Here is a 15,064-nt window from a genome sequence, read left to right as displayed (position 1 = left end):
TTTTCCTACGAGTTTTTACGCCTGTCGATTTCCTTTGCTTCCAAGCGACTATTCGTACACTTGCTGATCGTCAGCCGCTTTCGCCAAAGCGCGGAACAGCAGCCATAGTTGTTCGACCGCCCTGGAGACATCCCATGAAATACCTGTGCCTGATCTACAGTAATGAGGAACTGCTGCATTCCCATCCCGACAGCCCCAAGGACCCCGAGTGCCTGGCCTGCGGCGAGTCGATCCGGGCCAGTGGTCGCCTGCTCGCCGCCGAGCCGCTGGAGCCGGTGAGCACCGCCACCACGGTGCGCATGCGCGGCGGCAAGCTGTCGATCGTCGACGGGCCGTTTGCCGAAACCAAGGAACAGCTGGCCGGCTTCTATCTGGTGGAGGCCCGCGACCTGAACGAGGCCTTGCAGATTGCCGGGCATATCCCGGCCGCGCGAGTGGGCAGCGTGGAAGTGCGGCCGGTGCGGGAACTGAATCTCTGAGCTTTCGAACGGCAACCATAAGAATAAAAGGAGCCTGAACATGAACCGTCAACCGCTGCCCCTTTCGGGAGCTGAACATGAGTTGTCCATCAGTCGCCTGATCGAGGCGCCACGCAACCAGGTCTTTCGTGCCTGGACCGAACCCCGTCTGCTGAGTCAATGGTGGGGCCCCCATGGCATGACCATGCCGGTCTGCGAAATGCAGCTGTGGGTTGGCGGTTCGTTTCGCACGCTGATGCGTACGGCGGAGGGTGTCGAGTACCCTTATCAGGGTGTGTTCCTGGAGATCGCCGCACCGGAGCGGATCGTCTTCACCGACGCCTTTACCCCCGACTGGACGCCCTCGGGCAAACCCTTCATGACGGCGCGAATCACCCTCGAAGAGGCCGATGGTCATACCTTGTATACCGCCCGGGCGATGCACTGGTCGGCGGAGGAAAAAGCGGCCCACGAACAGATGGGGTTTTATCGGGGCTGGGGTGAAAGCCTGGATCGATTGGCCCTGTTGGTCCGCCAGGGGCTGCTGGATTGACCCTCGAAGCCGAGAGCGTCAAGCAGCAGGTCGAGGCGGTGTATCGCCAGGAATCACGGCGGATCCTGGCGACCCTGATTCGCTTGCTGGGGGATTTCGATCTGGCGGAGGAGGCCTTGCACGAAGCCTTCTTTATCGCCATCGAACGCTGGCAGCGCGATGGCGTGCCGGCCAATCCCCGGGCCTGGCTGGTTTCCACCGGGCGTTTCAAGGCCATCGATGTATTGCGCCGCCGGGCGCGTTTTGCCGCATCCCAGGGGCAGTTGATCGCCCAGGCCGAAGCGCTGGAGCAGAGTGAATGGAATGACGAGGATGTCGAGGACGATCGCCTGCGGCTGATCTTTACCTGCTGTCACCCGGCGTTGTCGGCGGATGCCCAGGTGCCGCTGACATTGCGCGAGGTCTGCGACCTGACCACCGAAGAAATCGCCCGGGCCTTTCTCTCGAGCCCCTCGACCATCGCCCAGCGCATTGTGCGAGCGAAGACCAAGATTCGCGATGCGAAGATTCCTTATCAGGTGCCTTCCCTGGCGGAGTTGCCCGCGCGGTTGGACAGTGTGTTGCGGGTTATTTACCTGGTGTTCAACGAGGGATATTCCGCTTCCCTCGGTGCCAGCCTGACCCGCGACGAACTGACGGCGGAGGCCATTCGCCTTGGGCGCCTGTTGCTGGAGTTGCTGCCCGATCCCGAGGTCATGGGGTTGCTGGCGTTGATGTTGTTGCATGAGTCGCGGCGTCAGGCGCGGGTCTCCGAGAGCGGGGAACTGGTGCTGCTCGATGCCCAGGATCGTTCGTGCTGGAACGCGACGCTGATTGCCGAAGGCTGTGGGTTGGTGGAACGCGCGCTGGGTACCGGACGTTTCGGGCCCTATGGTTTGCAGGCCGCGATCGCGGCCGTGCATGCCGAGTCGGCGACGGCCGAGGACACTGACTGGCGGCAGATCGTCGGGCTCTATGACCTGTTGCTGCGGGCCGTGCCTTCGGCGGTGATAGAGCTCAATCGGGCGGTAGCGGTGGCCATGCGCGACGGGCCATTGGCGGGACTGGAACTGGTGGAGGGCATCCTCGGGCGCGGCGACTTGCTGGACTATCACCTGGCGCATTCGGCGCGGGCGGATTTCTGTCGGCGGTTGGGGCGGGTTGAGCAGGCACGGGAGGCCTACCAGCGCGCGTTGGAATTGACGCAGCAGGCGCCGGAGCGGCGTTTTATCGAGCGTCGGTTGGAGGCGTTGAAAGGCGCCGAGCGTGGGCCTGGAAATTTGTAGGCGTCGGTCGAGAGTAGCGGTGAATGTGGCATCGTAATCGCTGGCAAGCCAGCTCCCACAAGAGGCCATTACTCCAGCATTCTAGCCAGTAACCAACTGCCCGCCGGCCCTGGCGGATGCAGGCGTGACCAGAGCGCATCCACCGCCACCGGCCTTGGCCAGCCGCGCAGCGGCAGTTCCACTAGCGAAGCATTGTCGAAGCGCTCCACCAGCCAGCGTGGCAGCGGTGCCCAGCCGAACCCGCGCTGGGCCATTTCCAGCAGCATCAGGTAACTCGACGCCGACCAGAAGCGGCCCTGGGCACGACTTTCGTAAGGATTGACGATGCTCGCCAGGCGCAGTTCACGGTGCTGCTGCAGGCTGGCTTGATCGACCTTGACCTGTTGTGCCAAGGGATGCCCGCGATGGACGAACACGGCAAATTCGGTGCGTTCATCCACGGTGGCACTGCCCAGGTCCGGCGGGTAGCTGTCCTGCCGTTCGGCAAACGCCACCTGGGCCCGGCCTTGGCGGACCAACTCCACCAGGTCGTCGCACTCGGCGATCAGGCACTCCAGCTCGAGGTCCGGGTAGCGGGCTTCGAAGTCGCTCAGGGTGGCCTCGAAACGGTTGGACTGGTAGGTGTCGGAAATCACCACCGTCAGTTTCGCTTCCAGACCGCCGGCCAATTGGCGCGCGCTCATCTCCAGGCGGTTGTTGGCCGCAAGGATATCCTCGGCCTTTTGCAGCATGACATGGCCGGCCGCGGTCAGGCCGGGCTTGCGGGTACTGCGGTCGAACAGTTCCAGGCCGAGGTCGATTTCCAGGCTCGCGACTGCGGCACTGATGGTCGACTGGCTCTTGCCCAGCTTGCGCGCCGCCGCGGAGAAGGAGCCCAAGGTCGCGGCCTGGACAAAGGCCTGGAGCATTTCGTTGGAGGCCATGAACTATCGCTTTTGTCGATGGTAATCGACTTTTAGTATCTGTCCGGGTGGCGATAATGACAACCCTCGGATATCAATGGAGGCGTCCATCATGACCCCCGGCAAGTCTTTTACCGAACGTGTTTTGCAAGCCATCGGCTTCGAGGTCTTCGCGGTGCTGCTGTGTACGCCGCTGTTTGCCTGGGTGATGAACAAACCGCTGTTGGAGATGGGCGTGGTGACGGTCGCCAACTGTTTTATCGCCCTGGGTTGGAACGTCCTGTTCAATGGGATGTTCGACCGGATGCGCGAGCGCTTTGCCCTGGAGCAGAACGTCTGGACGCGCCTGCTCCATGCCTTGCTGTTCGAAGGCGGCCTGGTGGCGGTGAGCGTGCCGCTGGTGGCCTGGTGGCTGGACCTCAGCCTGTTGACGGCGCTGCTGCTGGATATCGGCGTGCTGCTGTTCTTCCTGCCCTATACCTACCTGTATCACTGGGCCTATGACGGCATACGCGAACGTCTGCTGCCACGCACAACCTTGTAGGAGCAGCCGGTCGACGCTCGATTGCTCGCGAACCGCCGAAGGCGGCCATGCACATTGCCTCGAGCTCTTTACCCCCCAACCGCATCAAGCAGCACTCAACCCAATAATAAAATCCAGAAACGCCCTGACCTTGGCCGGCGGCAGATGCCGGGACGGATAAAGGGCATACAGCGGAAAGCGCTCGTCCGGCCAATCGGGAAACAGCTCCACCAGCCTACCCGCGTCCAAGGCCGGACGTACCCCCAGGTCAAGCACCTGGGCGATGGCATGGCCGCTTTCACACAGGCTGTGCAGGGTGCCGACATCGTTGAGTACCAGTCGCGCGTTATTGCGCACATCCACCCGCCGGCCGGCACGGTGAAACTCCCAGGGGAAGGGCCGCCCGGTTTCCGGGTCGCGGAAGGACACGCAGACATGCCGTTCATCCTCCATGTCCAGCGGTGTCAGCGGTCGCCCGTGGCGTTTCAGGTAGGCCGGCGCCGCGCAGGTCAGTACCCGTACGTCCAGCAGCTTGCGTGCCACCAGGGAAGAATTGGCCGGGTGGCCGAAGCGTACGGCCAGGTCGAAACCATCGGCCACCACGTCGCCCAGTTGGTCGCGGGTATAGAGCTCCAGGTGCAACAGCGGATGGCGGCTCATGAACTCGCCCAGGGCGGGGCCGAGGATCAGGCGGGAAAAGTACGGATCGATATTGACCCGCAACCGCCCGCGTACCTGGCTGGCGCTACCGCTGGCGGCATGGGCCGCTTCTTCGAGACCGGCCAGCAACGGGGTGACTTCCTCGTACAAGCGACGGCCTTCGTCGGTCAGCTTCACCGAACGGGTGGTGCGGTCGAACAGCCGGATGCCCAGGCGTTTCTCCAGCCGGGCGATGGCCCGGCTGACGCCGGAGGCGGTCATGTCGAGGGCTTCGGCGGCCTTGACGAAGCTGCCGCCGTCCACCACCGCGTTGAGTACGCCAAGGCCGCTGGCCAGGTTGGAGTCGAAACTCATTGCTGATTACCAGTCAGTTATTCAATGACATCCATGCTATCGGAGAATCTCGATACGCGGCGGAGAATTCCTCCATCGCGACAGAGGTCGCCGCTTCCTGGAGGAACTTGCATGTACGCAGTCATGGGTATTACCGGACAAGTGGGCGGTGCCGTCGCCCGTACGCTGCTCAGCGCCGGGCAATCGGTACGCGCCGTGGTGCGCAGCGCCGAGAAAGGTGCGCCGTGGGCCGGACAAGGCTGCCAGGTGGCCCTGGCCGATGTGGATGACGGGCAGGCACTGGCGCAGGCGTTCAGCGGTGTCGAGGGGGTGTTTATCATGATGCCGTCGAACTTCGATCCGACGCCGGGCTTTCCTGAAGCCCGCCAAGTGGTGGAAACCCTGCGCGCGGCGCTGGAACAGGCGCGGCCGGCGAAGGTGGTGTGTTTGTCGACCATCGGTGCCCAGGCGACCCAGCCGAATCTGCTGAACCAGTTGCAGTTGTTGGAACAGGGCTTGAGCACGCTGGATCTGCCGGTCACCTTCCTGCGTCCGGGCTGGTTTATGGAGAATGCCCTGTGGGATGTGGCGGCGGCGGTGGAAACGGGAGTGATCCCCAGCTTTCTGCAACCGCTGGACAAGCCGGTGCCGATGATCGCCACGGCGGATGTCGGACGCCTGGCCGCGCAGTTGGTGCAGGAATCCTGGAGTGGCAAGCGGGTGGTTGAACTGGAAGGACCGGAGCGAGTGACGCCCGAGCAGATTGCCGGCGGTTTTGCCGAGTGGCTGGGCAAGCCGGTGCGCATGGAAGTGGTGGCACGTGATACCTGGGAGGATTTGTTCACCTCCCAGGGGATGAATAACCCGCTGCCGCGCATGCAGATGATCGACGGTTTCAACGAAGGCTGGATCGAGTTCGCCGGAACGCCGCGCAAGGGCGAGGTGCCGTTGCGCAGCGTGCTGAAGGATTTGTTGATCCGCAGTGGCGTGTCCGGTTGACGGGCCCCATCGCCGGCAAGCCGGCTCCCACGGGTTTTGTGTTGTGCCATTGAGGCGGTGTGGCTTAGAAAATCTGCGTGAACAACCAGTACAGGCTGCCCGACAACAGGATCGCCGCCGGCAGGGTCAGGACCCAGGCCATCATCAGGTTGCGGATGGTGCGCATCTGCAAGCCGCCGCCATTGGCGACCATGGTCCCGGCCACGCCCGAGGACAAGACGTGGGTGGTCGATACCGGCAAACCGTAGATGTCCGCCGCACCGATGGTCAGCATCGCGACCATTTCCGCCGAGGCGCCCTGGGCGTAGGTCATGTGGGTCTTGCCGATCTTCTCGCCGACGGTGACCACGATGCGCTTCCAGCCAACCATGGTGCCCAGGCCCAGGGCGATGGCCACGACAATCTTCACCCACAGCGGAATGAAGCGGGTGGCGCCGTCGATCTGCTGTTTGAACAACTGCACCTTGCCCTGGGTATCAGCGTCGAAATTGCCGACCTTGTCCTTGTCCATCAGGCGGATGGTTTCGCTGCTCAGGTACATGTCGTTGCGCACGTTGCCCATGGCTTCGGCCGGGACCTTGGCCAGCGAGCCGTAACCCTTGACCTCGGTACCGATATTGCCGGCCAGGGCCGCCAGTGACGGGACCACCTCCGGCGTCATTTTTTTGCTTCGCACGTAGTCCGAGAGTATTTGGCGCGGGTCGGCGGGGGCCGGTTGCGGCGCGTTGCGCACCAGTGCTTGTTGGGTGACTTCGGCGACGGCGGCGAACTGCAGCGCCTGGTCGGCCGGCATGGTGCGGTTCAGCGCGTAGGCCATCGGCAGGGTGCCGACCAGGATCAGCATGATCAGGCCCATGCCTTTTTGCCCGTCGTTGGAGCCGTGGGCGAAAGACACACCGGTGCAGGTCAGGATCAGCAGGCCACGAATCCACCACGGTGGCGGCGAATTGCCTTTGGGCGCCTTGTACAGTTCACGGTTCTTCACCAACAGGCGCAGGACCAGCAGCAACAGCGCGGCGAAGAAGAACCCCACCAGTGGCGACACCAGCAGGGCATAACCGATCTTGGTTGCCTGGCTCCAGTCGACACCGCTGGTGCCGTCGCGTCCGTGCATCAGGGCATTGGCCACGCCGACACCGATGATCGAGCCGATCAGGGTGTGGGACGAAGAGGCCGGCAGGCCCAGCCACCAGGTGCCGAGGTTCCACAGGATGGCGGCGATCAGCAGGGCGAAGATCATCGCGAAACCGGCCGAGGAGCCGACTTGCAGGATCAGTTCCACCGGCAGCAGGGCGATGATGCCGAACGCCACCGCGCCGCTGGAGAGCAGCACGCCGAGGAAGTTGAAGCAGCCAGACCAGACCACCGCGAAATGCGCCGGCAGGGAGTTGGTGTAGATCACGGTGGCCACGGCGTTGGCGGTGTCGTGGAAACCGTTGACGAACTCGAAGCCGAGGGCGATCAGCAGCGCCACGCCGAGTAGCAGGAACGGTGTCCAGGTGGTGACCACGGTGCCGAAGTCATGCATGTCATGCATCAGGCTGTAGGCGGTGAACAGCAACCCCATGGCCAGTACCGCGAAAAAGATCACCGCGGTGAAGACGCGGGGTTTGCTTTCGAGCAGGGGGTTGCCTTCGCCCTGGGCGGACGAGGCAGCAGTCGATGAAGGGATGGCCATACCGGGAATCCTTTTTGAGAACGGATGCCAGTCATATTCGTTGCTGAATGTTACAGGCTGACTGCGCCAGATCAGTAATCCTGACGTTTGCGAAACGCCCAGCGCCCGGCCAGCAAGGTGAAGGTCACGACCAACGCCACCAGGATCCAGAAACCTTCCGGGTCGCCCGCCAGTGGGATGCCGCCGACGTTCATGCCGAAGAAGCCGGCAATGATATTGATCGGCAGTGCCAGGACGGTCACCACGGTCAGGGTGAAGAGGGTGCGGTTGCTCTGTTCGTTGAGGCTGGCGGCGATCTCTTCCTGCAACAGCTTGATCCGTTCGCCGAGGGCTTCCAGATCGCTGAGGATCAGCGAGAACTCCTCGGTGGATTTGCGCAGTTCCTTGACGTCTTCCTTCTGCAACCATTGCGGCGGACGGTTGAGCAGCCGCAGCAACGAGCCCGGCTCCAGGGCCAGCAGGCGTTGCAGGCGTACCAGTATCCGGCGCATGGCACCGAGTTCGGCGCGGTTGTTGCTCAGGCGCAAGGCCAGCAACTGGTCTTCGATCTGGTCGACGCTGGTGCTGGTCTTGCGCACGATCTGGGTCAGCACTTCACCCTGGTCGCGCAGCAGGTGCACCAGCAGTTCCAGTGGCGAGCGGAAGCGTTCGCCGGCCTTGACCGAGGAGCGCAGCTTGTCCACCGAGTGCAGGGGTTGCAGGCGCGCGCTGATCAACAGTTTGCTGCGGGCGCAGACCCACAGCGTGGAGATGTCCGAGGAGACCATGCTGCTGAGGTTGAACACCACGTCGTTGACCACCGCCAGCAAGGCGTTGTCGACGTGTTCGATACGGGTCGAGCGCGAGCCTTCGTGCAGGGCCTCGAAAAACTCGTCGGGCAACGACAGGTGGGTCTTCATCCAGCGCTCGCAGGCGGCGTGTGCCAGGTTCAGGTGCAGCCAGAGAAAGGTGTCGGGATCTTCCGGTTGTTGCAGGCAGTGCAGCACGGTGGCCGAGTCGATTTCCTCGCCCCGTTCGCCGGTGCGGAAGCGAAAGCCGTAAAGCAGGCCGAACAGATCCGGGTCACGGTGACTTTGGTCAAGGCTGTGGTTCATGGGGGCTCGCTGGAGGGAAACGCCTGAAACATTTTTTTACAGGTTCGCGGGTTTCATCTTCGCAAGGCTTTTTGATGTTTTTGTGACAGGTGATGTGTAAACAGATGCTTCGAGATTTTTTAACAGACCGGCAGGTATGATGCGCGCCGTTGACCGGTGGTCGGTTTGATTCAAGCGCCGTACTGGCGCGCCGATGGTAGTGATGTTACCCACAGCACTATGTGGCCATGAGCCCGGTTGTCGCTGACAAGGATGTTTCGACTCCTTGCGTTTCCTACAGGGGACGCTTAATCCTTGTTCAGAGATTCCCCCGATGTTGAAAAAATCCCTGAGAGCTCAAATTCTCTCGCTCCTGAGCGGCAGCCTGATCGCCATGTTGCTGATCGCGCTGACCTGTTTTCATCTCCTGTCCAATGGCGTCCAGGATTATCGGAACCTGATCGAAGGGCCCTTGCACACCTCGCATTTGATCGACGAGGCCAATGTGCAATTCAAAGCCCAGGTGCAGGAGTGGAAGGATGTCCTGCTGCGCGGCAAGCAGCCGGAGGACCTCAACCGTTACTGGTCGCAGTTTGAAGCGCGTCAGCGCGATGTGCAGGACATCCTCGGTCGTCTGATCAACCAGCCTGGCATGGATGCACGGCTCAAGTCGCAGATCGAGCAACTGCGTGATGCACACCAGGTGCTGGGTAGCGCCTATCTGAAAGGTCGTGAGGCCTATCTGGCCGCCGGGTCCGATGCGAGCGCCGGTGACCAGGCGGTCAAGGGCGTCGACCGCGCCGCCAGCGAGCAGATGAAGAACCTGGTCGCGCAGTTGCGCCAGCAGGGTGATGAGCAGTCGCAGGCTATCAGTGCCCAGGCCGAGCGGACGATCTGGGTCGGCATTGTTGTGCTGGTGATTTCCGGGTTGTTGATTGGTCTGTTGAGCCTGTGGCTGATCAACCGCAATCTGGTGGAACCGATCCGTCGCCTGATCGACTACGTGGCGCAATTGAGCCATGGCAAGTTCGACAACAGGGTGAACGCCGATCGCCAGGACGAACTGGGACACCTGGCGGTAGCGGCGAACACCTTGCGCGACTTCCTGGCCGAAACCTTCAGCCATCTCAAGCGCAGCACCTCGGACCTGGACAGCGCCAGCGGCGAACTGAAGTCGATTGCCGGCCTGATGGCCAACGGCACCCACGAACAATTCGAACGGACCGACCAGGTGGCCACGGCGATGACCGAAATGTCCGCCACCGCCCAGGAGGTCGCCCGCCATGCCGGAGATGCCGCTACAGCGGCGGATGATGCCGATCGCGCGGCCCAGCAGGGCGAGTTGGTGATGCAATCGACCATCGAGACCATTACCCGTATGCGTGGCGAAATCACCTCCACCGCCACGGTCATCCGCCGCCTGGAAGCCGACAGTGGACGGGTCGGCAAGGTGCTGGAAGTGATTCGCGGGATTGCCGAACAGACCAACTTGCTGGCGCTCAACGCCGCCATCGAGGCCGCCCGTGCCGGTGAGGCCGGACGTGGCTTTGCCGTGGTCGCCGATGAGGTGCGCAGCCTGGCCCAGCGCACCGCGGCGTCGATCATCGAGATCAACCAGATCATCCATTCGGTCCAGACCGGTGCGGTGGACGCGGCCCAGGCTATCGAAGGCGGGCAGGCCCGCAGTGAGGAGAGCGTCGAGCAGGTGACCGAGGCCGGGGCCATGCTCGAACGCATCACTACCGCGGTGGAAGCGATCCGCGACATGAACCGTCAGATCGCTACCGCCGCCGAAGAGCAGACCTCGGTGGCCGAAGATATTTCGCGCAACCTGACCGAGATCACCGCTATCGCCAGTACCAACCTGGACAACGTCAAGCGCACCGAGGCCGCCAGTCAGAACCTGCACGGCTTGTCGGGGCAGTTGAATGACGTGACGGCCCGCCTCGGGGCCTGATTCGCGGCCACAGGGACGTGGCCTTGTATCCAGACGCTGACACGTGTGATACAGAATCAATCTCAAACAGGGCGCAAGTCGGTCGATGACCAGATTGTCCATCACTGAATCGGGAGATCCCCATGGTCAGCATTACTTCGGTCACCATTGCTCCAACCCTTACCACCAACAGCGCCAACAAGACCACCGGCACCACCGCTACTGATGACACCACCAGCACCAGCGCCACCGGGGCTGCGAGCACCACCCAGGCCGGCGGCAGCCAACCGGCTGGCGCTGGCGGCGCCTCTGGTAGCAGCAGCGACAGCTCCAGCTCCAGTGCTTCCTCCCAGGAGGTCCAGGAGCTGCAAAAGCAACTGGCCGATCTGCAAAAGCAGTTGCAGCAAGCGGAACTGCAAATGCAGAAAGCTCAGGACAGCAAAGATAGCCCGGACGCCAAGGCCACCTTGCTCGCGGCCGCGGAGTCCCAGGTGTCTTCCATTGCCGGTTCCATTTCCACCGTCAGTTCTGCCCTGACCACTGCCTTGCAGGCAGAGGGCAGCAGCACCTCGGGCACTTCGGTGAATACCACGGCCTGAGTCAAAGGCTGTGGTTGTGCAGGTCGCTCACCAGCATGCAGCCCGGCGCATGGGTAATGCATAACGGTGGGCGTGACGCCTGCACCACCGATTGTGGGGTCACGCCGCAGGCCCAGAACACTGGAAGTTCATCATCGGCCAGCGGCACGGCGTCACCGTAGTCCGGTGCGCCAAGGTCGTGGATGCCGATCAGCCGCGGGTCGCCGATGTGCACCGGTGCGCCATGCACATTGGGCATGCGTCCGGTGATCTGCACCGCCCGAATGGCGTCGGCGGCCTTCAACGGTCGCATGCTCACCACCAGCTTGCCCCGCAGACGTTCGGTGGGGCGGGTATCGATATTGGTCTGGAACATCGCCACGTTGCGGCCCAATTTGACGTGACGCAGATCGATGCCGGCCTCCAGCAAGGGTTGTTCGAAGGAGAAGGAACAACCGATGGCGAAGGCCACCATATCGTCGCGCCAGAGGTGCTTGATGTTCTGCGGCTCTTCGCTCAGTTCGCCCTGGCGATAGACCCGGTAGCGCGGTACGTCATGGCGGATATCGACGCTCTCGCCCAGGTGACGGAAGATCGGGTCGCCGGGTTCGGTGATGTCCAGTATCGGGCAGGCCTGGCGATTGAGGGTGCAGAAACGCAGGAACTCGTCGGCCCAATCCCCTGGCAAAATCACGATATTGGCTTGTACCCGGCCCAGGCCCAGGCCGCTGGTGTGGCCTTGATACTGGTCGGTGGCGATGTGTCGGCGCAAGGCGCGCGGCGCCAGATGGCGCAACTGATCGAAGGACAGCGCGGGCAGGTTCATCGAACGTCTCTCTTGTGTTGGGTCGAGGCCTTTTTAGGGCGCAGCGACCGCCTCGTCCAACGAGAAAATCTGTTATTGCAAACAAGAAAAACTGATGCGCGGTTGCACACGGCACGCCGCTATCCCGGTAGGGGCCATTAAGGGGCCATCAACTTTTCTTATGCATTGACCGGCTTTTTTCCCGTTTGACGCTGTACCGCTCCGGCGCGAAGAATCCACTCCACGATGTAGCGCATCTGCATCGGTTCTCCACGACAACGCCTTCACAAAAAAACAATGAGGCGTGTCCGTCATCTTCCCTTGCTGCCGCAGGAACCCTCCATGGAACACACCATGACTGACCCCGTGCCTTCAGGGACGCGCCGTGCCGGCCCGTTCGCCTGGTACGCCCCGCTGAGCAAAAATGAAAAGCGCACCTTCTGGAGTTGCAAGATCGGCTATGGCCTGGATGGCATGGACACCCAGATGCTGAGTTTCGTGATTCCCACCCTGATTGCCACCTGGGGCATTTCCAAGGGCGAGGCCGGGTTGATCGGCACCTCGACCTTGCTGGCCTCGGCGGCCGGCGGCTGGATCGCCGGGATTCTCTCCGACCGCATCGGTCGGGTGCGCACCCTGCAACTGACGGTGCTCTGGTTTGCCTTTTTTACCTTCATGTGCGGGCTGGCCCAGAACTACGACCAACTGCTGGTGGCGCGCACGCTGATGGGCTTCGGTTTTGGTGGCGAGTGGACCGCCGGCGCGGTGCTGATCGGCGAGGTGATCCGCTCCCAGGATCGTGGCAAGGCGGTGGGCATGGTGCAGGCCGGCTGGGCGCTGGGCTGGGGCCTGACGGCCCTGCTCTATGCGGGCTTGTTCAGCTTTCTACCACCGGAGCAGGCCTGGCGGGCGCTGTTCATGGTCGGTCTGGTGCCGGCGCTGTTCGTGCTGGTGATCCGCCGGTTGGTCAAGGAGTCCGACACCTTCGAGCAGGCTCGGGACGAGCGTCTGAGCCAGGCTGAAAAGCCTTCGCCCTGGGCCTTCTTCGAGATCTTCGCGCCACGGATGCTCAGCACCACCTTGCGCGCTTCGTTGCTGACCACCGGTGCGCTGGGCGGTTACTACGCCATCACCACCTGGTTGCCGACCTACCTGAAAACCGAGCGCGGCCTGAGTGTGCTGGGCACGGGCGGCTATCTGGCGATGGTGATCGTCGGTTCCTATGTCGGCTACGTCATCAGTGCATTGCTGACCGACGCCATCGGCCGCAAGAAGAACTTCATCCTCTTTGCCGTCGGCTCCATGAGCATCGTCCTGGCCTACACCCAGTTGCCCATCGATAACACCTGGATGCTCTGGCTGGGCTTTCCCCTGGGCTTCTTCGCCTCGGGCATCTTCGCTGGCATGGGGGCGTTCCTCACCGAGCTGTTTCCCACCCGCATGCGTGGGTCGGGCCAGGGCTTCTGCTACAACGCCGGGCGCTCCATCGCCGCGTTGTTCCCACTGTTTATCGGTGCGCTGAGTGAAACCCTGCCGATTGGCGTCGGCATCGGTGTGTTTGCCGCCGGCGCTTACGCGGTGGTGATCCTGGCGGCCCTGAGCCTGCCGGAAACCCGCGGTCGCCAGCTCGAGAGCTGATGTCCGACGCACCTGGGTCCGGCGGGCCCAGGGACTACTGATCCTGACATTTCAACCACATCGGTCGCGATCCCAACGCCCCCGAGAGGGTCGGCTCGCGTCCGCAATAAAGGAGCACACCATGAAGTCGTTCGATCAATTATCACGTTTTTCCGTGCCAGTGAGCGCGTTAGTGGGCTTGGGCCTGCTCTGGGCGCCGGGCGCCCGGGCGGATTTCCTCGCCGACAGCAAGGGGACCCTGGAAGCACGCAACTTCTACTTCAACCGAGATTTCCGCCAGCCGGGCTCCCGGGAAAAAGCCGATGAATGGGCCCAGGGTTTCCTGTTGCGCATGGAATCGGGCTACACCGAAGGCACCGTCGGTTTCGGCCTCGATGCCCTGGGCATGGTCGGTTACAAACTGGACTCGGGACCGGGCACGGCGGGGACCGGCCTGTTGCCGGCGGACACCCGCCACGGCGGTTCCCAGGACAGCTACGGCAAGCTGGCGGCGGCGGCCAAGGTGCGTATTTCCAAAAGCACGCTGAAGGTCGGTAGCTTCCAGATGAAGGACCCGGTGATCATCTCCAACGATACCCGCTTGTTGCCCGGGACCTTTCAGGGCGGTTTGCTGAATGTGCAGGAAATCGACCACTTGAGGCTGACCGGGGGCTCCTTCAACCAGATCCGCTACGTCGACTCCACCGATGATCAGAAGATGACGGCCAACCGTATCGGCGGTTCGAGCGACAAGTTCCAGTTCGCCGGGGCCGACTACCAGTGGCTGCCCAACCTGCTGACCCAGTATCGCTATGGCAAGCTGGAGAATATCTACCAGCAGAACTTCCTGGGACTGGTGCATAACTGGGACCTGGGCCAGGGCCAGAGCTTGAAGACCGACCTGCGTTACGCCCGCAGTGCCGAGGACGGCAACTTCCGTCCGCTGGATAACCGCGCATTGGGCGGGATGTTCACATACTCCTTCAAGGGCAACTCCCTGGGCTTCGGCTATCAGCGCATGAGCGGCAAGGACCCGTTCCCGTATATCGGGCACAGCGATCCCTACCTGGTGAACTTCGTGCAGATCGGCGACTTCGCCAATATCGACGAGCGTTCCTTGCAGGTGCGTTATGACTACGACTTTGCGCAGTTGGGCTTGCCGGGCCTGACCTTCATGACCCGCTACGTGTCCGGTGACAATGTGCAAAGGACGATTCCGGGTGAAGGCAAGGAATGGGAACGCAACACCGATATCGGTTATGTGTTCCAGGACGGGACGCTCAAAGGGGTGGGAGTGAAGTGGCGCAATGCGACGGTGCGTTCGAACTTCGGCAATGACCTGGACGAGAACCGTCTGATCATCAGCTACACCTTGGCGCTCTGGTAAGCGCTGGTAACCAGGACCTTGCGGGAGTCGGCTTGTCCGGCTCGCGCAAGGTCTGCGTGGGAGCAGGTGTCTTTCTTGTCGTGAAGCACCGCGCCGGTCTTGGCGTCCCACTTCAGCCCATCAACAACGGATTGCTACAGGGGCTATCGCGAAACCGACACAAACCTGCTCCAGATCCGGTTTTCGGCGTTTTCCTCGGGTATTGTGCAACAGTATTTGTCGCCGATTTCCCCGCCAGAGGGACAGGCCTGTGCCCTGCGTGTAAACCGTCCATCCATGAGCCTTGTGGCTCTGAAG

Annotated in this window: 14 protein-coding genes; 9 read left to right on the top strand and 5 right to left on the bottom strand. The window is 62.4% G+C overall.

Annotated elements, in window-relative coordinates; translation table 11 throughout:
* The first annotated feature begins 134 nt into the window (after positions 1-134).
* Genes HX830_RS22115 through HX830_RS22105 form a run of 3 tightly spaced genes read left to right on the top strand, consistent with a single transcriptional unit; the run spans position 135 to position 2,276 of the window.
* Positions 135-479, top strand: coding sequence for a YciI family protein (locus HX830_RS22115; protein WP_177102660.1), 345 nt, complete (start codon positions 135-137; stop codon positions 477-479).
* 40 nt (positions 480-519) lie between these two features.
* Positions 520-1,011 carry an SRPBCC family protein gene (locus HX830_RS22110; protein ID WP_177102658.1) on the top strand — a complete coding sequence of 164 codons (492 nt, stop codon included), beginning with the start codon at positions 520-522 and terminating at the stop codon, positions 1,009-1,011.
* Complete coding sequence (locus HX830_RS22105) at positions 1,008-2,276, top strand: RNA polymerase sigma factor (RefSeq protein WP_177102656.1); 1,269 nt, start codon at positions 1,008-1,010, stop codon at positions 2,274-2,276. Before HX830_RS22110 ends, HX830_RS22105 begins: the two co-directional genes overlap by 4 nt.
* 68 nt (positions 2,277-2,344) lie before the next feature.
* Here HX830_RS22105 and HX830_RS22100 read toward each other — a convergent pair whose 3' ends face one another.
* A complete protein-coding gene (locus HX830_RS22100; protein WP_152741265.1) occupies positions 2,345-3,199 on the bottom strand; it encodes a LysR family transcriptional regulator in 855 nt (284 codons plus the stop codon).
* A gap of 91 nt (positions 3,200-3,290) precedes the next feature.
* On the opposite strand from HX830_RS22100, the gene HX830_RS22095 reads away from it, so the two are divergent.
* Complete coding sequence (locus tag HX830_RS22095; RefSeq protein WP_177102654.1) at positions 3,291-3,722, top strand: multidrug/biocide efflux PACE transporter; 432 nt, start codon at positions 3,291-3,293, stop codon at positions 3,720-3,722.
* An 84-nt stretch (positions 3,723-3,806) separates the two neighbouring features.
* Here the strand turns inward: HX830_RS22095 and HX830_RS22090 are convergent, their stop codons facing one another.
* On the bottom strand, positions 3,807-4,715 hold the full coding sequence (locus tag HX830_RS22090; protein WP_103498835.1) for a LysR family transcriptional regulator: 909 nt from the start codon (positions 4,713-4,715) through the stop codon (positions 3,807-3,809).
* Between the two features lie 111 nt (positions 4,716-4,826).
* Here HX830_RS22090 and HX830_RS22085 point away from each other — a divergent pair, with 111 nt between their 5' ends.
* Entirely contained in the window at positions 4,827-5,693 is an 867-nt protein-coding gene (locus tag HX830_RS22085; RefSeq protein WP_177102652.1) for an NmrA family NAD(P)-binding protein, read from the top strand.
* 64 nt (positions 5,694-5,757) lie between these two features.
* On the opposite strand, the gene HX830_RS22080 is transcribed toward HX830_RS22085, so the two are convergent.
* The gene (locus HX830_RS22080) at positions 5,758-7,371 is read right to left on the bottom strand and encodes an inorganic phosphate transporter (protein WP_103498833.1); all 1,614 of its coding nucleotides are present in this window, start codon (positions 7,369-7,371) and stop codon (positions 5,758-5,760) included.
* Positions 7,372-7,442: 71 nt separating this feature from the next.
* A complete protein-coding gene (locus tag HX830_RS22075; RefSeq protein ID WP_103498832.1) occupies positions 7,443-8,465 on the bottom strand; it encodes a transporter in 1,023 nt (340 codons plus the stop codon).
* 313 nt (positions 8,466-8,778) lie between these two features.
* On the opposite strand from HX830_RS22075, the gene HX830_RS22070 reads away from it, so the two are divergent.
* Both HX830_RS22070 and HX830_RS22065 read left to right on the top strand, forming a co-directional pair.
* Positions 8,779-10,401: a methyl-accepting chemotaxis protein gene (locus HX830_RS22070; protein ID WP_177102650.1), complete on the top strand. Its 1,623-nt coding sequence runs from the start codon at positions 8,779-8,781 to the stop codon at positions 10,399-10,401.
* Positions 10,402-10,523: 122 nt separating this feature from the next.
* The gene (locus HX830_RS22065; protein ID WP_177102648.1) at positions 10,524-10,979 is read left to right on the top strand and encodes a hypothetical protein; all 456 of its coding nucleotides are present in this window, start codon (positions 10,524-10,526) and stop codon (positions 10,977-10,979) included.
* A 1-nt stretch (position 10,980) separates the two neighbouring features.
* Here the strand turns inward: HX830_RS22065 and HX830_RS22060 are convergent, their stop codons facing one another.
* Entirely contained in the window at positions 10,981-11,784 is an 804-nt protein-coding gene (locus HX830_RS22060; RefSeq protein WP_152741258.1) for a putative hydro-lyase, read from the bottom strand.
* Between the two features lie 333 nt (positions 11,785-12,117).
* Here HX830_RS22060 and HX830_RS22055 point away from each other — a divergent pair, with 333 nt between their 5' ends.
* Complete coding sequence (locus HX830_RS22055) at positions 12,118-13,401, top strand: MFS transporter (protein ID WP_177102646.1); 1,284 nt, start codon at positions 12,118-12,120, stop codon at positions 13,399-13,401.
* A gap of 121 nt (positions 13,402-13,522) precedes the next feature.
* Complete coding sequence (locus tag HX830_RS22050; protein WP_177102644.1) at positions 13,523-14,767, top strand: OprD family porin; 1,245 nt, start codon at positions 13,523-13,525, stop codon at positions 14,765-14,767.
* Positions 14,768-15,064: the final 297 nt, after the last annotated feature.

Source organism: Pseudomonas gingeri (genome assembly GCF_013385425.1).
In the GTDB taxonomy this organism is placed as follows: Bacteria; Pseudomonadota; Gammaproteobacteria; order Pseudomonadales; family Pseudomonadaceae; genus Aquipseudomonas; species Aquipseudomonas gingeri_D.
This window is presented reverse-complemented; position numbering and strand designations above follow the sequence as displayed.